Origin of the sequence: Vibrio cholerae ATCC 14035 (assembly GCF_000621645.1) — a bacterium.
In the GTDB taxonomy this organism is placed as follows: Bacteria; Pseudomonadota; Gammaproteobacteria; order Enterobacterales; family Vibrionaceae; genus Vibrio; species Vibrio cholerae.
Genome location: NZ_JHXR01000017.1, coordinates 15,335 through 38,119 on the forward strand (window position 1 = coordinate 15,335; position 22,785 = coordinate 38,119).

Below are 22,785 nucleotides of genomic sequence, written 5' to 3' on the forward strand. Positions count from 1 at the left end.
ATAAAAGCAGTTTGCGGAGCACCTCAATAGGCTAAGTAACCGATAAGTTTATCAGTGAGTTATTTCGGTGAAGCCGCCTTGAAAATGGGCAAACAAGGTCAGTGAAATGAGTTCGGCGACCATCAGAATAAGGGAATTCGATTGGTTCAGTGAGCAAAACGGTGTTATCCTTGCCGACTACTTCAAATTGATAGACATGACTTGATTACGGAGCAAAACATGGCAAGCCGTGGCGTGAACAAAGTAATTTTGATTGGTAACTTAGGCCAAGATCCTGAAGTGCGTTATATGCCAAGCGGCGGCGCAGTAGCGAATATCACCATCGCGACCTCCGAAACCTGGCGTGATAAAGCCACAGGTGAACAGAAGGAAAAAACCGAATGGCACCGAGTTACTCTGTATGGAAAATTGGCAGAAGTGGCTGGTGAATATTTGCGTAAAGGTTCTCAAGTTTACATTGAAGGCCAACTGCAAACGCGTAAGTGGCAAGATCAAAGTGGTCAAGATCGCTACTCAACCGAAGTGGTTGTACAAGGCTATAACGGTATCATGCAGATGCTGGGTGGACGTGCACAGCAAGGTGGAATGCCAGCCCAAGGCGGCATGAATGTTCCTGCGCAGCAAGGAAGTTGGGGACAACCACAACAACCGGCGAAGCAGCATCAGCCTATGCAACAATCTGCGCCTCAACAGTACTCGCAACCGCAGTATAATGAGCCGCCGATGGATTTTGATGACGACATCCCGTTTTAGTATTGTAATTGACGAAAAAAGCCGCGGATTCCGCGGCTTTTTTATATAGTTATCTCAATTGTTTAATGTACACTTCTCGCCTCTGAATGATAGGTAGCGGCGCACATAAGGAACGTGGCACAAATGAGGTATACACCGACATTAAAACTGAGCACTCGGTTAGTGGCGTTCGTCACTATGACGGTGATCAGTGCCATGTTTATCCTGTTCCTTGGTGGCACCTTATCTTTTCAGCGTTTGGGGCAGGAATACCTCAACCACTATCTACAAGGGATAGTTGAGGTTGTCGATAAGGAGATGGAAGATCCAGACGCCGCTTACTCTATGCAGCGTTGGATGCCCAAAATGCTTCAAGCGAGTGGCATCATTGAAATGCAGCTTACTTCCGAAGCGGGCCCCATCTACCGTTTTAAAGACACCACCAACACCATTGAAGCTTCACGTTTGCATCAAGTCGCTTTACCGCTCAAACGTAATCCCGGTTATGTGATGCATTTTAAAGCGGTGCCTCCCTACCTCAATTACAACTATTCACTGCAAGCCATGTGGTCGACCACCTTAGCGGTGCTACTGATCGTATTTTTCTTGATCCGCGGTCTGAAATGGTTGAAAGAGCAACTACTAGGATCGGAGTTACTGGAAGAGCGAGGACGGATGATTCTTGCTGGACGAGTGGAGCAACATGCCAAGGGGGATCCGCGAGAGTGGCCTTTCACCGCAAGTGAAGCCTTAGATCGCTTGATTGAAGAGTTGCAAGATGCCCGTCAAGAACGTAGCCGTTTTGATACCTTTATTCGTAGCCAAACCTTCCTCGATCAACTGACCGGGACGGCGAATCGGGTGTTGTATGACAGTAAGCTGGAATCGGCTTTACTGGAGAGTGGCGCTCACGGCGGCGTTATGATGCTGCGGGTCGATGACTTAGAGTCAGCGCGAGAAGAGAGCCCTAAACGTACGCTCGATGAGTTTATCATTGAGGTGGGGGAGTGTTTATCCAACATAGTACAGCGTTATCCGGATGCCATACTTTCTCGCTACTATGAGGATGTGTTTGCGCTGTTTATTCCTCATCAGGGTAGTAAAGATATTGCTCAAGTAGCGACACAGGCGATTAAGTTGATTGAGCGCATCAATCCCCCTGAGCCACTGCCAGAAGACAATTGGTTCCACATTGGTGTAACCATGTATCAAGAAGGTGAGCGGCGTGGACGGATTATTGATGAGATGGAAACCGCGCTCAAAAGTGCTCAACTGCAAGGGGTGAATGCGTGGAGCCGTTTTCAAAAACCTAAACAGTTACAAGAGGATCGCGGTAGCGTTCGGTGGCGTACATTGTTTGAACAGGTGCTTCGTCCGGAAGAGATTTTGCTCTATCGCCAAGCCTGTTATCGTATTTCTGCTAATGGAGAGCGGGAGTTCCTACATTATGAGTTATTTGCGCGTATTCAGGATCCGCAACAAGGCATTCTCAAAGCGTCGCGTTTTAGCTCAGCTTTAGAAACGGTCGGCTATGAAGCCATGTTGGATCGTGCCGTATTCAGCTCTGTCGTGAGTTTTTTGAAGCGCTCTGAACTGGTTGAACCACTCTCGGTAAACTTGCACGTTGTTCCATTTAACGATAAACGGTATGCTCGCTGGATTCGCAACGAATTGATGCAGATGCCTTTTTCTCTTAGAACGGCGCTCTCTTTTGAGTTTTCAGAAGCGCATTTGGTCAACCATTTAGACTATATGCGCCCCATCATTCGCATGTTGGCGGGGCTGGGTTGCAAGATAGTGGTGGGACAAGCGGGACGAACAATTGTCAGCACGCACTATATCAAAGACTTAAAAGTCAACTATCTTAAACTTCATCGGAGTTTGATAAAGAAAATTGACCAACGCCATGAAAATCAGCTGTTCGTTCGCAGTTTGGTAGGTGTATGTGGCGGTACCCAAGCAGAAGTGGTTGCGGTTGGGGTTGAAACTACTCAAGAGTGGCAAACCTTACAGATGCTGGGTGTCAGTGGTGTGCAAGGTCGCTTGTTTGATGAGGAGCAACAGATGTTGCCTCCTTTGCCACCAGAGCCATTGAAACGCCCCCCGCGTCTCTCTGTAAAGCCCATCGGCAAACGTAATCGATGGCGAACCAAATAGCAGTGGTAGAGAATGAAGAAACCGAGTTGGATAGAGAAACTGATTGCCCCTAAGGTTGCCTCGCAACAGTTATATGTTGTGGTGCAGCCAGAGCACCTGCACTTCACATCCGATGATTTATCGCCTATTCCTCCCCAGCCGTTACAGCAACAAAGTTGGCAAGCGGTATTGGTGCAAACGCTGCAAAAGCACGCTGTCCATGATGTACAAATCCACCTTGTACTGCATTCACAGCTTTATCAAACTTATCAGATTGAACAGCCGAGTATTCCGCGTGAAGAGTGGTCGGCAGCCTTGCCTTTCTTGCTCAAAGATATGTTGAGTGAGAAAGTGACGGATGTAGTGGCGGATGCTCACCCTCTTCCCGGCAGTGGTAAAGTACAAGCCTATGTGATCAGCAAGCGTACTATTCTTGAGTTGCAAAGCATGGCGGTGTCGGCGGGATTAACGCTAGGACGAGTGATCCCCGAGCAAGCGATTTGGGGATTGGTGGGCGGAGAATTGAGCCACTTCCTGTTGCTGCATCGCAGCATGGGTGGCAGCTTTAAGCTGGATGCTTTCGTTGATCGTCAGTGCAGTTTTCAACGCACTTTACGTGGGATCACTGCGCCTGTGACTGATAACGCAGCCAGTGCCCTTCAGTTAGATAGCTTGGCGTTAGAGCTACAGCGCTCGATTGATTACTTATCCGCCCAGTTAAAGGGCGGCTCTTTACAACAGCTAAAAGTGTGTTGTGATGGTGAAGATCAACAGGCTTTGATCACCGGACTCAATGAGCGCTTAAGTGTGCGAGCGTCAGGACTGGATGGTGAAGCGACCATCTGTGGTGAACAACTGGCACGTTATGCGCGCAATATCCCGCAAGAAACCATCAATTTCTATCAAGATCACCTCAAGCCGAAGCGTGAAAAGTTCACCTTAACCAATCTCTTGTTAGCGTGGTTGGCCTTGAGCGTTGTGTTATTGCTTGGGTACGCAGGGGTGGGTTATCAAAACTGGGTGATCCAACAGCAGTGGCAAGAGCAGCAACAACATAATCAATCGTTAACAGAACAAGCGGCTCACTTACGTCAGCAGGTGGCGGTTCATCTTCCTTCGCCCGCTAAACAGGCGGCGATAGGGCGCATAAAGCAAGAGATCTCTAGCAAACAGCAAGCATTAGACGCGATTGGGCAGTTTGATGTGGCTCAGCAAACGGGCTATTCCGGCGTATTGAACTCTTTGGCTCAATTGGCGCGTAGCGATATCTCTTTAAGCAGTATTACTTTGGATTCCTCGCAATTAAATGTGCAGGGACTCGCTCGTGATCCTGCCGCGATTCCAAACTGGATCAGTCAATTTAAACAAGAACTGCATCTGATGGGCAGAAGCTTTGAGCAACTGAAAATTGGCCGTAATGATCAAGACATGATCACCTTTGAACTCAACACTCAGCGAGGAGAACAAAGATGAAATCGGGTTGGCAAAACTTTGAAAGTCGCTTCTCCGCACTGTCGCAACGAGAGAAGGTGTTAATTACGCTGTGCGGTAGCGTGCTTATTGTGATGATGCTATTGCTGGGATTGATTGAGCCCGCCTTAAAACAGGGCCAAGCACGTCAATTGCAAATGCAAACCCTGACGTCAAGCAACCTGCAACTTCAAGGCGAAATCATGGCGCTGCAAGCGCAGTTGGCGAAAAATCCAGACCAAGAGTTGGATGTGGAGCTGAGCCAACTGACGTTGCAAAGTCAGGAAATTTCCGAGCTGCTGGCGGCCAAAATGACCTCGATGGTTGCTCCATCAGAGATGCCTAATTTGCTCGAAAGCGTATTAAAACAAGGGCAACAGTTGAAGTTGGTCTCCTTGGAGTCCTTACCCGCAGAGCCGATTGTGCGCGCAACGGAATCGAGATCGGAGTCTGAATACTATATTCACCCTGTGCGTATGGAGTTAACTGGCTCCTATTTTGCTATCCGAGATTATCTGCAAGCCTTGGAAGCTTTGCCTGTGAAATATTATTGGCGTCACTTTCATTATCGAGTGGAAAGCTACCCACAGGCTCGGGTGATCCTAGAAGTCTATACTTTAGGCAGTCGAGAGGAGTTTATCGGTGGTTAGATATGGTGTGCTCTTGGCGTTAATTGCCGTCACCTACAGTTATGCAGGTGAAGATCCGACAGCGCCTTTAGGTTGGGTAAGCCCCGCTAAACCCGAATTGCAAAAGCCGAGTTATCCGGTGCCGACTCTGCAAAGCATTGTTTGTGCAGAAGGACGAAGCTGCTATGCGATCATTGAACAAAGAGTCGTAGCACAGGGGGATGTGGTGAATGGGTATCGTGTGGCAACGATCCATCCCGATCAGGTGAAACTCACCCGGGCAGGTAAAGAGTGGCGATTAGCCCTGTTTACGCTCGATATAAAACAATAAGGTAACAGAGTCTTATGCGTAAAATCGTACTCGCTTCAGTGGTGACTTCTTTGGTGGGATGCTCAATGGGACATCGTGATCCTGTTGAAGCTAAACAAGCCCTGAACCAAGCTATTAACGAGACGAACAGTCGTCAAATTGACCAATTACCGCCTTCGGTAGAGGCTGATTTGATGCCTGATATGGATACTCTTACTGCCAGTGAGCCGAAAACTTTGCAGCGTTTTCGAATCCAAGCTGAGGATGTCGAAGCCAAGGCCTTTTTTGCCAGTTTAGTGCAGGGAACCGAGTACAGTGCGGCAATCCACCCTGCGGTGACTGGGCGAATTACTCTCAACTTGACCGACGTTACCCTAGATGAAGCCTTAGGTGTCGTGCGTGATTTGTACGGTTTTGAGGTGGTAAAAGAGGGTAAAGTGATCCAAGTCTATCCGGCTGGATTGCGTACGGTCACGATTCCGGTTGATTATCTGCAATTTAAACGCACAGGGCGTTCGTTAACGTCGATTACGACGGGCACCATCACCAATACGGACACCAATAACTCAAATTCAAGTAGTAGCTCCTCGTCCAGCATCAGTAGTAATAGCTCTTCGGATGGTTCTTCGAGCAATTCTAATTCCAACAGAAGCGATGCTCGTGGCGGAACGGAAATTGAAACCACGAACGAGAGTGATTTCTGGCCTTTGTTAGAAAAGGCGGTGGCTCAGTTGCTTGGCGGTAGCGGTGGCCAAACGGTCATTGTCAATCCACAGGCGGGAGTATTAACCCTGCGCGCTTATCCCGATGAAATTCGTCAAGTAAACGAGTTTCTGGGGATCTCGCAACAGCGAATGCATCGACAAGTGATCCTCGAAGCTAAGATTCTTGAAGTGACCCTCAGTGATGGTTACCAGCAGGGGATTAATTGGAGTAAAGCCTTCTCCTCCAATGGTGCCAATTACAAGATAGGTTCCGGATCCATTACTCAAGACAGTAATGGCAATCCTATCACTTCTGTATTACCTGGCTTAGATGCGATAGGTAATTTGTTAGGTGGTCAATCCAATGTGGTGATCTCCAGTGGCAGCTTTGATGCCGTGATCAGTTTTATGGCGACGCAAGGTGATTTAAATGTTCTGTCTAGCCCGCGAGTAACTGCGTCCAACAACCAGAAAGCGGTGATCAAAGTCGGGACGGATGAATACTATGTGACCGACTTATCCAGTGTGGTTGGAACTGGGGATAACGCGCAAGCGTCGCCAGATATTACGCTTACGCCTTTCTTCTCTGGGATTTCATTGGATGTCACGCCGCAAATTGACGATCAAGGCAACGTATTACTGCATGTGCATCCTGCGGTGATTGAAGTCGAGCAGCAAACCAAGAAAATTTTATACCGAAGTGAAGAGATTGAGCTGCCATTGGCGAGAAGTTCAATTAGAGAGTCGGATTCGGTTATTCGGGCGAAAGACGGCGATGTAGTGGTGATCGGTGGTTTGATGAAGTCAAATACCGTTGACCAAGTGTCAAAAGTGCCATTTTTAGGCGATGTTCCCGCGTTAGGGCATCTGTTCCGTAACACCACAAAACTGACACAGAAAACAGAACTGGTTATTTTGCTCAAGCCGACGGTCGTTGGGGTAAATACTTGGCAAAAAGAGCTGGAGCGCTCGCGCAGTTTGCTACAGGAATGGTTCCCGGATAGTCAATAAGCGTATGTATTTATCGCACTTTGGCCTTGAACAGTTACCTTTTCATCTGACTCCGGATACCGAATTGTTTCTGGGGCTCGCACCGCACTTTGAGGCGATTCAAACCTTAAGTGCGGCGATTGAGATGGGGGAAGGTGTCAGCAAGCTCACTGGAGAAGTCGGTACTGGAAAAACCATGGTCTGCCGCATGCTGTTGACGCACTTAGGCGATGAGGTGGCGCTGATTTATCTGCCGAATCCTATGCTGAGCGGCGAAGAATTAAGGCAGGCGGTCGCCGCGGAATTACAGTTGGATGTAGCATCGCCCGTGCGAGTGGTCGAGCAGATCCAAACACGACTGATTGAGCTTCACCAACAAGGTAAACGTGTGGTTGCTTTGGTCGATGAAGCGCAGGCGTTGTCTGATGAGGCGCTAGAAACTTTGCGCTTATTTGGCAACTTAGAAACGGAACAAACTAAGCTGCTGCAGATTGTCTTAATTGGGCAACCTGAACTCGATGTTCGACTCGCGCAGCATCACTTGCGTCAGTTTCGGCAGCGGATCACTTTTAACGCCAATTTGCGCCCGTTAACTCAAGCTGAAACCGAGGTGTACATTGAGAGCCGTTTACAGAAAGCCCAAGCGCCGTATCCGCTGTTCAATGCGACCCTGAAAAAAGCCGTCTGGCGTGCATCACAAGGGATCCCGCGTTTGATCAATCAAATTTGTCATAAGGCGCTGTTACTCGCTTGGCATGAGCAGAGCCCGTTGGTCAATCAACATCATCTTTTTGCAGCGATTCATGACACCTATGACAGCTGCAAACCAAGATTTAAAACCCCAATTTTGTGGGGATGGAGCAAACCATGAGTGTGGTGAATGAAGCATTAGCAAAGAGTGCGCAGCGAAGTCACTCACGCCTTTCGAATATTGAGCGGATTGATGTTGCAAAGCCGAAAGCTCGTCCAGCGTGGTTATGGGTGATGCTAGGTTTTGGCGTGAGTCTTGCCGTTGGTGGTTGGTCTATCTCATTGCAATCGGTGGATACTATTCCGTCGTCAGCGGAGGTTGTGCGGCCAGAAGTGCCGTCACCGACCCAAAAGACCACACAGCAAAGTATCGCCTTATATCAAGCACCGGTTAACAGCGAAGCTTTGGTTAAGAATGAAACTTTGGTCCAAAAAGAAACGTTGCCCAAGAACGAAACTAGTGTCAAAAACGCAGTACTTGCTAAGGTAGAAGGCTCACCCACCTCACTCAAGCAGACTGCGAATCGTCAGCGAGAGCAAACCGCGCTAGGGTCTGAGCTAAACGCAGAACCAGTTCTGAATCTTGTCGATAATTCAGAGCCGAGCTTTTTCGAAGAAGAGGTCTCAAGCTTACCGAGCTCATCGCCGGTGATGATCGTAGAGCAAGTCTCATTAACGCCGGAACAGTTAGCGCAAAAAGCCCTGCAACGCGCGCAAAAAGCGATGGAAAGTAATGAGTTACAGACGGCGGTCTCCGCCTACACGGAAGCGCTGCGTTATACCCCGCATGATGAAATGGCCAGGCAAAAACTGGCGGCACTCTATTATGGCAAAGGCGATGGGCGCAAAGCGTTTGATCTGATGCAAGCCGGGATTGAACGTAATCCTGACGGTGAAGTGCTGCGTTTGGCGCTCGCTAAGTTACTGGTCAAAGAAAAGCAAGAGGCCTCGGCTTTGGTACCTTTGGCTTATCTTCCTTCGCAGCCCTCGATTGAGTATCTGTCACTGCGTGCTGCTCTCGCGCAGAAAACCAAACAAGATGAGATCGCGCGAGAAAGCTATCAGCAACTGACGGAAAAAGATCCCAATAATGGCCGTTGGTGGCTGGGGTTGGCGATTCAACAAGAGCGCGCTCTGCAATGGCCGGCGGCGCAGCACGCCTATCAACAGGCTCTCAATAAAGTCGGATTATCCAGTCAATCACAAGCTTTTATTCATCAACGCTTGCAATTACTGGCCAGTTTAGAGGAGACACAAAGTGCCAATTAATAAACTGCGTAAACGGCTTGGTGACTTGCTGGTTGAAGAGGGGATTGTGAGCGAAGCGCAGCTTGAACAAGCGCTCAATGCCCAGAAAAATACCGGACGCCGCTTAGGGGATACCTTAATTTCGCTTGGCTTTTTAAGCGAAACCCAGTTGCTGAACTTTTTGGCGCAGCAATTGAGTTTGCCAGTGATCGATCTGAGCCGTGCCCATGTCGATATTGATGCTGTTCCTTTACTGCCTGAAGTTCATGCCCGCCGTTTGCGTGCGCTGGTGATAGGCCGCAGTGGTGATACGCTGCGCATAGCCATGAGTGATCCTGCGGATTTGTTTGCTCAAGAAGCCTTGCTCAACCAGTTGCCTGATTATGGTTTTGAGTTTGTCATCGCCCCTGAGAAGCAGTTGGTCGATGGCTTTGATCGTTACTATCGCCGCACCAAAGAAATTGTCTCGTTTGCCGAGCAATTGCATGCCGAACACAAAACCAATGATAGTTTTGATTTTGAGATCACCGATTCAGATAGCGATGAAGTGACGGTTGTTAAACTGATCAACTCGCTGTTTGAAGATGCGATTCAAGTGGGAGCCTCGGATATACATATTGAGCCGGATGCCAACGTACTGCGTTTGCGCCAACGGATCGATGGGGTATTGCATGAAACCTTGCTCCATGAAGTGAATATCGCCTCAGCCTTAGTGCTGCGCTTAAAATTAATGGCGAATCTGGATATTTCAGAAAAACGCCTTCCGCAAGATGGCCGCTTTAACATCCGTGTAAAAGGACAATCCGTCGATATCCGGATGTCAACCATGCCTATCCAGCACGGTGAATCGGTGGTGATGCGTTTGCTCAACCAATCTGCAGGGGTTAGAAAGCTCGAAGAGTCAGGTATTCCGCCTCATTTATTGCTGCGTTTGCGCCATCAGTTGAAACGCCCTCATGGCATGATTCTGGTGACTGGGCCTACCGGCTCGGGGAAAACCACCACCTTGTATGGCGCACTCAACGAGCTCAATACGTCCGGCAAAAAAATCATTACTGCGGAAGATCCGGTGGAATACCGGATTTCACGGATCAATCAGGTGCAAGTGAACCCGAAAATCAATCTCGATTTCTCGACGTTACTGCGCACTTTCTTGCGCCAAGACCCAGATATTATTTTGGTCGGTGAGATGCGTGACCAAGAGACGGTCGAAATTGGCCTGCGCGCTGCATTAACCGGTCACTTAGTCTTAAGTACTCTGCACACCAATGATGCCGTCGATAGCGCGCTGCGTTTGATTGATATGGGGGCGCCCGGTTATCTGGTTGCCAGTGCGGTACGTGCCGTGGTTGCGCAGCGTTTAGTGCGAAAAGTCTGTCCAGATTGTAGTGGACATGATGAGGTGGATGAAGCGCGTCGCCAATGGCTTGTGACGCGTTTCCCTAATCAAGCTGCCGCCAAATTCACTCGTGGACGCGGCTGCCAGAACTGTAACTTAACCGGTTATCGCGGCCGGATCGGTGTATTTGAAATGCTTGAGCTGGATCAGCCGATGATGGATTGCTTGCGGGCAAATGATGCTGTGGCCTTCTCTAAAGCCGCACGCAGTAACACAGATTATAAACCGCTACTGGCTTCGGCGATGGAGTTAGCGCTACAAGGCATCGTCAGTCTTGATGAAGTGATGTCGCTGGGTGAAGGTGATTCCTCTGGTTTGGTTGAACCGATTTATCTGTAGGAGTAGGCATGGCGACGTTTTATTATCAGGGGCGTAATGCCGATGGCAGCAAAGCCTCTGGGTTAGTCGAGGCTGCCACTGAGGAATTAGCCGCAGAAATGCTGCTCAACAAAGGTATTGTGCCCACTTCGATTGCGCAGGGGGCGGCGGAAAAAAGTGCCTTCGATTTTAACTGGAAAGCGCTACTGACTCCCTCCGTGCCGCTGGAAGTGTTGGTGATTTTTTGCCGACAAATGTTCAGCTTAACCAAAGCAGGGGTGCCTTTACTGCGCTCTATGCGCGGCTTAGCCCAGAACTGCCACAATAAGCAGCTCAAAGCAGCGCTTGATTCAGTCTGTAATGAGCTGACCAATGGCCGCAACTTGTCGGCTTCCATGCAGTTGCATCCCGCGATTTTTAGTCCTTTGTTTGTTTCCATGATTCAAGTGGGAGAAAACACAGGGCGATTAGATCAGGCTTTGTTGCAATTGGCTGGCTATTACGAACAAGAAGTGGAAACGCGCAAAAGAATCAAAACGGCGATGCGCTACCCGACCTTCGTGATTACGTTTGTGTTGTTGGCGATGTTTATTTTGAACGTCAAAGTGATCCCACAATTTACCAGCATGTTTAGCCGCTTTGGGGTCGACTTACCCTTACCAACGCGCATTTTGATTACCACGTCCGATTTCTTTGTGAACTACTGGGGCTTACTGCTTGGCATCATAGTCGGTTTATTGTTTGCGTTTCGGGCTTGGGTTAATACCACGAATGGCCGCATTCGGTGGGATCATTTGCGTCTGCGTATGCCGATTGTGGGAGACATAGTGAATCGTGCGCAGCTCTCACGTTTTGCGCGTACTTTTTCCTTGATGCTTTCGGCCGGCGTGCCGCTCAACCAATCGCTAGCGCTGTCGGCAGAAGCGATAGACAACAAGTTTCTAGAGCAGCGTATTTTAGAGATGAAAAGCCAGATTGAATCTGGGGTGGCGGTTTCTGCTACGGCGATCAATGCCAACATTTTTACCCCTCTAGTGATTCAGATGATGTCGGTAGGTGAAGAAACCGGGCGTATCGATGAACTTCTGTTGGAAGTGTCCGATTTTTATGATCGTGAAGTCGACTATGATTTAAAAACACTCACGGCACGTATTGAACCTATTTTATTGGTGTTTGTCGCGGCCATGGTACTGGTATTGGCGCTGGGCATCTTCCTTCCTATGTGGGGCATGATGGATGCACTCAAGGGCTGATAATGAAAATAGGATTTGAGCGCGTCCGATTTGTTCTCTGGTTTGTCTTGGTGGTGGTTTTATTGACGGCGATGTTTTCGGTATGGCGGTCGATGTTCAGTGATATGCTACACACCGCCTTAGAGATGACAAGGTTGCAACTGATTGATCGGGCAAACACTTATAAGCAAGAGTGGGTATTGCAAGGGCGTCCTGCACTCTTACAGATAGAACAAGCCGAGATTCCAATGCAACATGGGTGGGTTTTTCCCAAGCTCGATCAAGGAGTTGATTGTGAAAAAGTGCTATTTTTGCTCTATCCTGATCGTAAGGTGCTGGATTGGTTACCAAGAGTGACTGCCCTCCAGCGCGCGAATGGCTACCAGTGCCGTTATCAATACGGTGATAGGGTGCAACTCGACGTGGAATTGAAGGATCGCTACTTTGCGATAAATGCCAGTTTTTTGATGCGCTGAATTTTTGACACTTTAACCACATCAAAGCTAAAAATAGGCGTATAATGCACGCCGTACGTTACGTAAGTGAGTTGAAAAATATGAAGAAAATGCAGCAAGGCTTTTCATTGGTGGAACTGGTCATCGTGATTGTGGTGGTTGGGTTACTGGCTGTCGCCGCTTTGCCCCGTTTTCTTGATGTGACCGATGAGGCGAAGAAAGCCAGTATTGAGGGGGTTGCAGGGGGCTTTGCCACTGGTGTTCTCTCTGCACGAGCGCAATGGGAGGCGCAAGCTCGCCCCACGTTGACCGCCAATAATTACCCTTCCATTAATTATGATGGAGTTAATTTTTGGTTAACCACCTCCGCAACCAGCGGCTATCGTGATGGTTATCCTTTGGGCTTGAATACCGATGATGCGACTTATCCTTCAGGTCTCACGGATCAGGCTTGTATAGATTTAATGAACAATTTGCTGCAAAACCCACCTCAAGTGGGCACGGAAACTCAAGCGGCGAGCAATTCTAATTACAAATATTCAGCGAAAGCGAATAGTGGTGCTGCCACATGCACTTATGCGCAAAATGAAAAAGGCAGCCAACATGAATTTGTTTATGAAGTTAACACTGGTCGCGTGACCGTAACCTTGCAGTAATGCTGCGTATTCACATGAAAGAGAGATGGTAATAATGAAAAGACAAGGTGGTTTCACCCTAATCGAATTGGTCGTGGTGATTGTAATTCTCGGTATCTTGGCCGTCACAGCAGCGCCACGTTTCTTAAACCTGCAAGGCGATGCGCGAGAAGCGTCTTTAGAAGGTCTTCGAGGTGCAGTTGCTGGTGCAATGGGTATCTCATATGGACGAGCTGCAATTAAAGGCATTGAAACGTTAGACTACACAGCATATACAGATGCAAATACACCTGGAACAGTTATTGATGGCATTGCCCATAAGTTTGGTTATCCAACGGCAGTAAATGATTCAACAGCAAATCTAGGTGGTATTATGCAAACGCTAGATACTTCGAGTGAGTTTATTGCGTTGCAATCGTCTACAGGAACAAATAGTAATCAAGCTAATTTATGGATTGACATAGGCTTCAATGGTTATAACGATCTATGTGTCCGTTATACAGCTGCAACCTCTAATAATCCTGCAACGGTTGCTATGCAGACTGGGGTTGCTGGAACTGCTTGTGGTAAACCAGCGCAATAATTTAAATATGGCTCGTGCATGTAACGAGCCTATTTTATGAAAATTATAGGTAAAGGTTTTACCCTTATTGAACTGGTAGTGGTGATTATCCTACTAGGGATACTCTCTGCTTATGCGGCAAGCCGATTTTTGGGGCCTTCCTCCTTTGCGGTGGTAACCACGCAGAGTGAAATATTAGCCTCACTGCGGTTAACCCAAAGCCGCGCGATGCAGCGTACGGGGTATTGTAATCGTTGGCTTTTGACCAGCAACGCCGCCATTCAAGTTTCTCCGCAGGCTATGCAAGGCAGTTGTCTTAGCGTTTTTCCCAGTAACCCTACCGATCCTTCGTGGGTGGATGCCGCCGTCAGTGGTGTGGCGCTTTCCTTGGCGGGTTCGGGTGGGGCTTCTTTTCTTGATTTCGATAGTTTAGGCCGTGCTACGCAATGTATCAGTGCTGGGTGCACGGTGAGCATCAGCAGTTCGACGCACAATGAGGTTCGCCAAGTCTGCATCAATACCGAAGGGTATATCTATGCCTGTTAAGCCGATGATTGCTAAGCGTGGTTTTACCTTGGTTGAGATGATCATCGTGATTGTGGTGTTGGGCGTTGCACTGGTCGGCGTAACCACCTCGTTATATCCACGCTCCAAACAGAGTGCTGAGCAAGTGTTATCGGTGAAAGCCGCAGAATTGGGGCGGGCAGTACTGGATGAAGTTTTGGGGCGTGCTTTTGATCAACACTCAGGCCCGAATGGTGGCTTACCTGAATGTGTGATTACGGAAACGGCTGGACGTACGCTTTGCAGTGCACCATCCGCGTTAGGTAAAGATACAGGTGAATCCAATAACACAGAATTCAACGATGTGGATGATTACATCACATCAAGCCCAATACCCGTCACTGATGTGCTGGGTACGGATATTTCCTCTGAATACCAACGCTTTAGCGTATCGATACAAGTGTTTTATGTATCAGATAATGGCGGTCAATTTTCGGCAACGCCTGCTACAGAGCGAACCCACTACAAACGTATTGCATTAGTGATTTACGATCCGCAAGGTAATGCGTATCCGTTTGCTGCGATTAAGGGGAACTACTGATGAGCCGTGGTTTCACCCTAATCGAAATGGTGATCACTATTATCTTGCTTGGCATTGTTGGCTTATTTCTGGGCAATATTGCTGGGCAAGCGATGGGGATTTACGTCGATACCACTGCGCGTGAAGCCTTAATCCAGCAAGGGCGTTTTTTAACGGAACGTATGAGCCGTGAACTGCGTGAAGCTGTACCCAATAGCGTAATCGTGGCCAATGGTTGTATTGAGTTTCTGCCGATTGTAAACAGCGCGATTTATCAGTCATTACCGACGAATACCGTGAATACTCTGCGCCTCTTGCCCATCACTAAGTCGATCCAAGCGGGAGAGCGTTTAGTGATTTCTCCCAATGATCCTGCTGCGTTACGCGCCGCTCTCTTACCAGCAGCGGGGCAAATTGCCGAAGTCGCCAGTACTGTTGATTTCACCCCACCACAGGATCGCACTATGGTGAATGTCCCCTTAGTCAGGGCACTTTGTTTACCCTACAGTCGCCCGCGAATCGCGCCTATTTTTATACTACCCCCGTGGCATATTGTTACCAAGGTAACAGCATCTACCGCTATGCAGGCTATAGTTTGAATAGAACGGCCTTGTCACCTGCCTATTTAGGGAATGGGGTGTTAATGGCGCAGAGCCTGAGTGGAGCCAATTTCAGTGTGTTAGCCCCACAGTTGCAGCGCAATGGATTAGTCAAAATTGAGCTGACTTTTGCCGATAAAGGTGAGCAAGTAAGGTTTGATCATGATGCTCTGGTCTACAACACACCGTAAGCAGCAGGGCAATGCCTTGATTCTCGTGGTTTTTATTATCGTAGTGGTTGGATTTGTTGCGCTGGTGGCCAATCGCAATCAAGCGCGTAGTAGCCAACAACTGGTGTCTATGGTGCTTGGTACTCGCGCGGAAATGGCCGCCCGCTCGGCACTTAATATCGAGCTCAGTCGTTTTTATCAAAGCAATAAGAGCGCGGGCAGTTGCTACACGACATCTCCTCAATCTATGGATTTTGCAGGGGAAGGATTAGCACAATGTGAGGCAACCGTATCATGTCTGTCTCTTGGGGCATTGGATAATGGGCAAGCGGTGTATCAGCTCAGTGCAACAGGGCGTTGTCAGGTAGGAGATTGGAGCTTACAACGCATTATTGAAGTAGGAGTGAAAAGTGAATAAGTGGTTAGCCAAAACGCTAGTGGGATTGGGATGTTTTGCATTGCTCTCTGCTTATGCTTTGGCATTTCAGGATATTGATCACTCAATTTATTTTCCCAGTGTTGTTCAAGGCCATGGCAGTTGTAGTGGCGCACCAAATCCGCAGTTAATTCAGTACAACAGCGCAAGAATTAACGGAACGAATAATTCAGTTGTAGATTTTTGTTCTATTAATGCTACCAATGAACGGCCTAATACTCGTTGTGATAATAATCTTTGCCAAGTTTCTGGTAATACTGTGCCTTCGCTTAGCCTTGCTGGGATTAATGCATTTAAAACATCAAGCGTTAGTGGAACGGAAATAGGTTGGTGTAATAGTGGGCAAAGTATTCTTCTATCAAAAACGAATATTGGGACTGTACAACTTTATGCCTCATGTACATTAAGTTTTACCGGACAGACTGAATATAAAATTAAATCTTTGGATATGGGAAGTGGTGCGACTCTTGTTCTTTCCAGCGGTGATTACTGGATTGAATCTCTGCAACTTAACCAAGGAGGTGAAGTCGTTGTGGATGGGGATGTACGCCTTTTTATTCGCAATAATTCTGATTGGAATAGTGCACAGATTAATGTCTCAGGATCAGGCAATTTAACCATTGTTGGTTATAACAACATCACATTAAATCAATCGAATCAGGTAAAGGCTTATCTCTATGTCGGTGGCACATTAACTCTGCATAACACATCTGTCATTAATGGACGGGTCACAAGTCGTCGATTATTTATGGAGGCTAATACTGAGATTAACCAAAATGAACAGCAAGGCTATGCTTGTTTTACCGATGATTTTAATCGCTCATCTCTTGGACAAAATTGGATTCCCTACACCAGTAGCGGTAATTTCACACCGAGTATTATTAGTAACCGAATGCGCTTAACAGAAGCGATTACCAATCAAGCGACAGCAGTGACTTATCAGCGTATTTTTCCTGCAGCAGGCAATTTGGTTACCGTAGAGTTTGATTATTATGCATGGGCGAATTTAACCGGTAATGGAGCCGATGGGGTCTCGGTAATTTTTTCGGATGCGACGGTCACTCCGAGAACGGGCGGTTTTGGTGGCTCTCTAGGTTATGCGCAAAGAACCGATACTAATCCTGATACACCAGGTTTTGCGGGGGGATGGTTGGGTGTCGGCTTAGATGAATGGGGTAACTATTCGAACGCGACGGAAGGGCGACAAGGTGGCCCCGGTTTTCGTCAGCAAGCTGTGGCGATTCGTGGCTCTGAGTCAGCGAATTATCAATATTTAGTGGGCACTGCTGCCAACCTCAATCCTAAATTAGATGTGCGTCGGACATGTCAATGGTGGGGATGTTCTTTTTCTGGTGCAGGCCCCGGCCATCGTTATTTCATCACCATCGATTCGCGCAGTGGGGGGGGCGTTTGGGTTCGTGTCGATCGCTCTGTGAATGGCACTATGCAAACGGTCATTGATTGGCATAACGTGTTGAGTAATCCCAATCAAGGGGCAACCCCCGCGGACTTTCTACTTTCTCTCGCGGGCTCGACAGGCGCATCAGTCAATAACCATGAAATTGAGAACTTCAAAGTGTGCGCATTGAAATCTCGCCCAGTTGGACAATTAATTGACCACTTCCGTTTCACTCTGCCACAGCAAGGGCTGACTTGTAGCGCTTCTGAGGTTCAGATCAAAGCTTGTGCGAATGACAATTGTAGTCAGCTGTACACGGATCCTGTGACGGCTACGCTCTCCCCAAATTCAGCACCGAGTGCGACTGGTGGTTGGTTGGGTGGCTCACAAGTGAATTTCAATAATGGAATTGCCACGGCGCAACTGAGACGTAATAGTGTAGGGAATGTGTCAGTCAACGTACTTGGCTCGACTCCTGCCAGTAAGCCTTTTCAGGTCAACCTCTGTAGCTACACGAACAATCCCAACAGTTATTCGACGGCCAATTGTACGGTCAATTTTGCAGACAGCGGTTTTATTGTCGATGTACCCAATGCTTATGCTAACCAGACGGTGACGGGCACCATAAAAGCGGTGCGCAAAGATAATGCTTCACAACAATGCTTACCAAGTTTTGGCAATGTCCAAAAATCAGTGGCGTTTTGGAGTGAATACCTCAATCCGACGGCCAATAATAGTGGATTCCAATCTGTCAGTGTGGGGGTAAATGGAACGCCAATTGGTCAGTCTGCAAATAACGCGACCTCGATAAGTTTGAACTTTAATCAAAATGGTGAGGCGAGTTTCCCGATCTCTTATCGTGAAGTGGGTAGTCTAGCTCTGCATGCTCGTTTCACGGGCAGCGGTGATGAGCAAGATCTGTTGCTTGAAGGGCAAGATAGTTTTATCCGTGTTCCTAGGGCATTGGTACTCAGTGCGAATAATCCATATAACCCGACACATCCAAATGGCCAATGCTCTGCTGAGAATATCAGTTGTAATGTTTTTGCGAGAGCCGATGAAAACTTTGATCTGATTATTCGAGCCGTTGTTGCTGCGCCCATTGAAGATAATGATTTCACAAACAATTTAACGGCTTATAACTACCAGCAACAAAATATCGCGCTACAACACACTCTGGTGCAGCCATCGGCAGGGCAGTCGGGTGTGTTAGGCGTAAATGAATACACTCATCTACTTGGGGGTACAACGACTATTGCGCAAAAAGTGAGTGAAGTCGGGGTGTTTGATTTCTCTTTGTTCGCACCCACCCATTATCTTGGCCTTGACTTAGCCAGCGCCAATCTACCGATTGCGGTGACGTCAACAGGATCGATTGGGCGCTTTATTCCCGCTTACTTTTCGGTATCTCCGATGAGTAATGTCACCTTAGATGCGGCATGTAAAACCGGTAATGCCTTTAGTTATCTCGGTCAGCCGTTCGAGTATTCCAATAGCCCGGGACTCTATTTACAGCCTAAATCCGCCAATAATGCGGATACGCAAAATTACCTCATCGACCCTTGGTGGCGTTATAACAATCAATGGAATGGTCGCACTTACAGTGATAGCGCAAACGGTGTGAATCTTGGTTTCGATAATCTGCAGACTTCGCCCATCAGCAGACAGGCATTAAACAACAGTGGCATTGTCTTAAATGGGGAAAGGGTGTGGTATCAAAAACCGTTACAACCTAAACCGGTGTTTAATTCAGCGTTTGATTTGACTTTGAATGCCTCTAACTTAACGGATCAGGATGGGGTTTGTTACCGACAAAATGCGTCATCCCCTTGTTTGGGATATACGTTTTCACACATTGATGGAGCTATGCCGCTGTATTGGGGCAAATTAGTCATTCAAGATGTGTATGGGCCAGAGACTCAAGCCTCAGAGCAACCCATCTATGTCGAGCATTTCACCAACAATGGTTTTGTTCGTACGATTGAGGACAGTTGCACCGCACTGCCTGCGATCACAGGCTTTACCTTGCAATCGGATCCTAATAACAACGGTTATACCGTATTGACCACTGGCGTTGCGGTTCCTCCCCAAGTCTTGGCTGAGCATTCGGCGGCTAATTTAAACTCAGGTCAGCGCGCCATTCGCTTTAGTGCGCCGGGAGCAGGGGCTCTTGGTGTGATTGATTCGGTGTTGGATCTCAATGCGCACAACTTGCTGTGGCTTGCCGAAGACAAAGATGGCGACAACAATTTTGATCAAACCACCCAAGGTCGAGCGCAATTTGGCTTGTATCGCGGCAGTGATCGGGTGATCTGGTGGCGCGAATCGAATTAATGATTAAGCACTCAATGGATCCAGATTTCTCTCATTCCGTTAGAGAACTGTTAGAAATTGCGTGTTTCAGTCCATGTTTATGGATCAACGCCTTGCTGTGATGGCAAGGCATTGGTACATTTAGTGCAATTTTCCTTTTCTCATTTCTTGCAGGACGAACGAAGAATATGTTCAAAAAACTTCGTGGCATGTTTTCTAACGACCTATCGATCGATTTAGGTACCGCCAACACACTTATTTATGTCAAAGGACAGGGAATTGTTCTTGATGAACCTTCTGTTGTTGCAATTCGTCAAGACAAAGGTCGTGGCGGTAAAACCGTTGCAGCGGTTGGCCATGCCGCAAAACAGATGCTCGGTAGAACCCCTGGTAATATTTCAGCCATTCGCCCAATGAAAGACGGTGTTATTGCTGATTTTTACGTCACTGAAAAAATGCTGCAGCATTTTATTCGCCAAGTGCACGACAACAGCGTGTTAAAGCCAAGCCCACGCGTACTGGTGTGTGTGCCTTGTGGTTCAACCCAAGTTGAGCGTCGTGCGATCCGTGAATCGGCACTGGGTGCGGGCGCTCGTGAGGTTTACTTGATTGATGAACCAATGGCGGCCGCCATCGGTGCTGGTTTGCGCGTTTCTGAGCCAACCGGTTCAATGGTGATTGATATCGGTGGTGGTACGACGGAAGTGGCGGTGATCTCGCTCAATGGCGTGGTTTACTCTTCTTCTGTGCGTATCGGTGGTGACCGTTTTGATGAAGCGATCATTAATTATGTGCGCCGTAACTACGGTAGCTTGATTGGTGAAGCCACTGCAGAAAAGATCAAACACGAAATTGGCTCAGCTTATCCGGGCGATGACGTGCAAGAGATCGAAGTGCGCGGTCGTAACCTAGCAGAAGGTGTACCACGCAGTTTCACACTGAATTCGAACGAGATCCTTGAGGCGCTGCAAGAGCCGCTGACGGGGATTGTGTCTGCGGTGATGGTTGCACTCGAGCAGTGTCCACCAGAGCTGGCTTCAGATATCTCTGAAAACGGTATGGTTCTCACAGGCGGCGGTGCACTGCTGAAAGATCTGGATCGTCTGCTAATGGAAGAGACTGGCATTCCTGTGGTGATCGCCGATGACCCGCTGACCTGTGTGGCGCGTGGGGGTGGTAAAGCCTTAGAAATGATCGATATGCACGGCGGCGATCTGTTTAGCGAAGAATAAACCGTAGTGTTGTGCCTTATGCATGGCACTTTGCTCAGAGTTAGGATGGTTATTGGATGAAACCTATCTTTGGTCGAGGACCTTCTCTGCAGCTACGGCTATTTTTTGCGGTTATGCTATCAGCCAGCCTTATGCTGGCTGATAGTCGTTTAGGTGCATTCTCACATGTACGCTTTCTGCTCAATAGTCTGGTTGCGCCTATTCAGTACGCAGCGGATCTGCCGCGCGTACTGTTTGACGATTTTTATGACAGCATCAGCTCTCATCAGCAGTTACGGGAAAATAACCAACTGCTAAAACGTGAAGTCCTGACCCTGAAAAGTAATCTGTTACTGCTTGAGCAGTACAAAGAAGAGAACCAACGGCTGCGTAAGTTACTCGGATCCTCCTTTTTGCGTGATGAGAAAAAGGTGGTGACCGAAGTGATGGCGGTCGATACGTCGCCCTATCGTCACCAAGTTGTGATCGATAAAGGCCGGGTAGATGGAGTGTACGAAGGTCAGCCGATCATCAATGAAAAAGGCATTGTTGGACAAGTCACCTTTGTGGCGGCGCACAATAGCCGAGTCTTGCTCCTGATTGACCCTAATACCGCGATTCCGGTACAGAACATTCGCAATGATATTCGAGTCATCGCCTCAGGCAATGGACAAACCGATCAAATCCAACTGGAACATATACCTACCAGTACCGATATTGAAGTCGGCGATATGCTCGTCACCTCTGGCTTGGGTGGGGTTTACCCTGAAGGCTACCCAGTGGCGATTGTGTCACAGGTGGATAAAGACACGCGCCGTGAGTTTGCCTCGATCAAAGCCGATCCTGTAGTAGAATTTGATCGCTTGCGCTACTTATTGCTGATTTGGCCAAACGAAGATCGCTTACAAAAAGTGATGCAGGCTGATCCGCAGGTGCTATTAGAGGAAGAAGCCAATGCTCAGCAGTGATATTAAAGGCCGCATGGTCATTCTTGCCTCATTTTTACTGGCGCTGATTTTGCAAACCATCCCATGGCCGGGAACCTTAGATCTGTTCCGGCCACCTTGGCTGCTGCTGGTCTGTTGTTACTGGGTATTGGCACTGCCGCACCGAGTGAATGTCGGCAGCGCTTTGGTCATGGGCTTATTGTGGGATCTGTTACTCGGTTCCACCTTAGGTATTCGCGGCATGATGATGTCGATCATCATCTATCTGGTCGCGATGAATTTCTTGGTACTGCGCAACATGGCTCTATGGCAGCAAGCGATTGTGATTGGTTTGCTGTCGATGGGATTGGAAGTGCTGATTTTCTGTGGTGAGTACCTGATCCAGAATGTGACATTCAATCCGTTGTCACTCTGGAGTGGAGTGATTGCCTGTATACTTTGGCCGTGGATGTTTTTATTACTGCGCCGAGTTCGACGCCATTGGCATGTGAAATGACAATATCGAAATTAGTGTTGGCTTCGGGATCCCCTAGACGTCGTGAACTGCTCGCTCAAATGGGCTACCAGTTTGAAGTCGTGGTTCCGAATGTCGAAGAGAAACGCGCAGCGGCTGAGTCGCCAGCGCAATATGTTGAACGGCTTTCTCGCGATAAAGCCTTAGCGGGAGCGGCCTTGGTCGCGGCCGAGGCGGTCGTGATTGGTTCAGATACGATAGTTGTGAAAGATCAACAGGTGTTGGAAAAGCCGCGTGATTTTGCTGATGCAAAACGCATGTTACTCAAACTTTCCGGTAGCCAACACCAAGTGATGACCGGGGTGAGTGTGACTTGCCGCGGCATCACTCACTCCGTGGTGGTGACCACGGAGGTGTGGTTTAAAACTTTGTCAGAACAAGAAATAGAAGCCTATTGGCAAAGTGGTGAGCCCTGCGATAAAGCTGGCAGTTACGGCATTCAGGGATTGGGTGGACGATTTGTTACGAGGATTGAAGGCAGCTACCACGCGGTAGTCGGATTGCCACTCTACGAGACTGACCAGCTTCTGCACAAATTCTAA

21 protein-coding genes and 1 pseudogene are annotated in these 22,785 nt (G+C 48.2%); all 22 read left to right on the forward strand.

Annotated features, from left to right (window positions below):
* Positions 1-219 precede the first annotated feature (219 nt).
* The 22 genes and pseudogenes from T411_RS0110610 to T411_RS0110715 all read left to right on the forward strand — a co-directional run bounded on the left by T411_RS0110610 (position 220) and on the right by T411_RS0110715 (position 22,785).
* Positions 220-753, forward strand: a complete 534-nt coding sequence (locus T411_RS0110610; protein WP_000168289.1) for a single-stranded DNA-binding protein — start codon at positions 220-222, stop codon at positions 751-753.
* A 123-nt stretch (positions 754-876) separates the two neighbouring features.
* Positions 877-2,889 (forward strand): RNase E specificity factor CsrD, encoded by a 2,013-nt coding sequence (gene csrD, locus T411_RS0110615; RefSeq protein ID WP_001918202.1) that lies wholly within the window; start codon positions 877-879, stop codon positions 2,887-2,889.
* A gap of 12 nt (positions 2,890-2,901) precedes the next feature.
* On the forward strand, positions 2,902-4,341 hold the full coding sequence (locus T411_RS0110620) for a PilN domain-containing protein (RefSeq protein ID WP_000743246.1): 1,440 nt from the start codon (positions 2,902-2,904) through the stop codon (positions 4,339-4,341).
* Complete coding sequence (gene gspM, locus T411_RS0110625; protein ID WP_000835144.1) at positions 4,338-4,988, forward strand: type IV pilus inner membrane component PilO; 651 nt, start codon at positions 4,338-4,340, stop codon at positions 4,986-4,988. The genes T411_RS0110620 and gspM overlap by 4 nt, the downstream gene beginning before the upstream one ends.
* Positions 4,981-5,298 carry an MSHA biogenesis protein MshK gene (locus tag T411_RS0110630; RefSeq protein WP_000252812.1) on the forward strand — a complete coding sequence of 106 codons (318 nt, stop codon included), beginning with the start codon at positions 4,981-4,983 and terminating at the stop codon, positions 5,296-5,298. The genes gspM and T411_RS0110630 overlap by 8 nt, the downstream gene beginning before the upstream one ends.
* 14 nt (positions 5,299-5,312) lie before the next feature.
* Positions 5,313-6,992 (forward strand): pilus (MSHA type) biogenesis protein MshL, encoded by a 1,680-nt coding sequence (gene mshL / locus T411_RS0110635; protein WP_001227124.1) that lies wholly within the window; start codon positions 5,313-5,315, stop codon positions 6,990-6,992.
* 4 nt (positions 6,993-6,996) lie between these two features.
* The gene (locus tag T411_RS0110640) at positions 6,997-7,842 is read left to right on the forward strand and encodes an ExeA family protein (protein WP_000281360.1); all 846 of its coding nucleotides are present in this window, start codon (positions 6,997-6,999) and stop codon (positions 7,840-7,842) included.
* Entirely contained in the window at positions 7,839-8,990 is a 1,152-nt protein-coding gene (locus tag T411_RS0110645; protein ID WP_000117841.1) for a tetratricopeptide repeat protein, read from the forward strand. The genes T411_RS0110640 and T411_RS0110645 overlap by 4 nt, the downstream gene beginning before the upstream one ends.
* Positions 8,980-10,707, forward strand: a complete 1,728-nt coding sequence (gene mshE / locus T411_RS0110650) for an MSHA fimbrial ATPase MshE (RefSeq protein WP_001122154.1) — start codon at positions 8,980-8,982, stop codon at positions 10,705-10,707. The genes T411_RS0110645 and mshE overlap by 11 nt, the downstream gene beginning before the upstream one ends.
* A gap of 8 nt (positions 10,708-10,715) precedes the next feature.
* Positions 10,716-11,939 carry a type II secretion system F family protein gene (locus T411_RS0110655; protein WP_000190444.1) on the forward strand — a complete coding sequence of 408 codons (1,224 nt, stop codon included), beginning with the start codon at positions 10,716-10,718 and terminating at the stop codon, positions 11,937-11,939.
* A 2-nt stretch (positions 11,940-11,941) separates the two neighbouring features.
* A complete protein-coding gene (locus T411_RS0110660) occupies positions 11,942-12,394 on the forward strand; it encodes an MSHA biogenesis protein MshF (RefSeq protein WP_000689647.1) in 453 nt (150 codons plus the stop codon).
* Between the two features lie 80 nt (positions 12,395-12,474).
* Entirely contained in the window at positions 12,475-13,029 is a 555-nt protein-coding gene (locus T411_RS0110665) for a prepilin-type N-terminal cleavage/methylation domain-containing protein (RefSeq protein WP_000738708.1), read from the forward strand.
* A 34-nt stretch (positions 13,030-13,063) separates the two neighbouring features.
* Entirely contained in the window at positions 13,064-13,591 is a 528-nt protein-coding gene (locus T411_RS0110670) for a type II secretion system protein (RefSeq protein ID WP_000828585.1), read from the forward strand.
* A gap of 36 nt (positions 13,592-13,627) precedes the next feature.
* Positions 13,628-14,116, forward strand: a complete 489-nt coding sequence (locus tag T411_RS0110675) for a pilus assembly FimT family protein (protein ID WP_000691266.1) — start codon at positions 13,628-13,630, stop codon at positions 14,114-14,116.
* Positions 14,106-14,675, forward strand: a complete 570-nt coding sequence (locus T411_RS0110680; protein ID WP_001144509.1) for a type II secretion system protein — start codon at positions 14,106-14,108, stop codon at positions 14,673-14,675. Before T411_RS0110675 ends, T411_RS0110680 begins: the two co-directional genes overlap by 11 nt.
* Positions 14,675-15,444, forward strand: a pseudogene (locus T411_RS01000000119315) (PilW family protein). The gene T411_RS0110680 and the pseudogene T411_RS01000000119315 overlap by 1 nt, the downstream one beginning before the upstream one ends.
* On the forward strand, positions 15,419-15,841 hold the full coding sequence (locus T411_RS0110690) for a hypothetical protein (RefSeq protein ID WP_000964762.1): 423 nt from the start codon (positions 15,419-15,421) through the stop codon (positions 15,839-15,841). Before T411_RS01000000119315 ends, T411_RS0110690 begins: the two are co-directional and overlap by 26 nt.
* Positions 15,834-19,592: a DUF6701 domain-containing protein gene (locus T411_RS0110695; protein WP_001045819.1), complete on the forward strand. Its 3,759-nt coding sequence runs from the start codon at positions 15,834-15,836 to the stop codon at positions 19,590-19,592. The genes T411_RS0110690 and T411_RS0110695 overlap by 8 nt, the downstream gene beginning before the upstream one ends.
* 167 nt (positions 19,593-19,759) lie before the next feature.
* On the forward strand, positions 19,760-20,803 hold the full coding sequence (locus T411_RS0110700; protein WP_000473772.1) for a rod shape-determining protein: 1,044 nt from the start codon (positions 19,760-19,762) through the stop codon (positions 20,801-20,803).
* 56 nt (positions 20,804-20,859) lie between these two features.
* Positions 20,860-21,750 carry a rod shape-determining protein MreC gene (mreC, locus tag T411_RS0110705; RefSeq protein WP_000802448.1) on the forward strand — a complete coding sequence of 297 codons (891 nt, stop codon included), beginning with the start codon at positions 20,860-20,862 and terminating at the stop codon, positions 21,748-21,750.
* On the forward strand, positions 21,737-22,225 hold the full coding sequence (gene mreD / locus T411_RS0110710) for a rod shape-determining protein MreD (RefSeq protein ID WP_000952871.1): 489 nt from the start codon (positions 21,737-21,739) through the stop codon (positions 22,223-22,225). Before mreC ends, mreD begins: the two co-directional genes overlap by 14 nt.
* On the forward strand, positions 22,222-22,785 hold the full coding sequence (locus T411_RS0110715; protein WP_000155857.1) for a Maf family protein: 564 nt from the start codon (positions 22,222-22,224) through the stop codon (positions 22,783-22,785). The genes mreD and T411_RS0110715 overlap by 4 nt, the downstream gene beginning before the upstream one ends.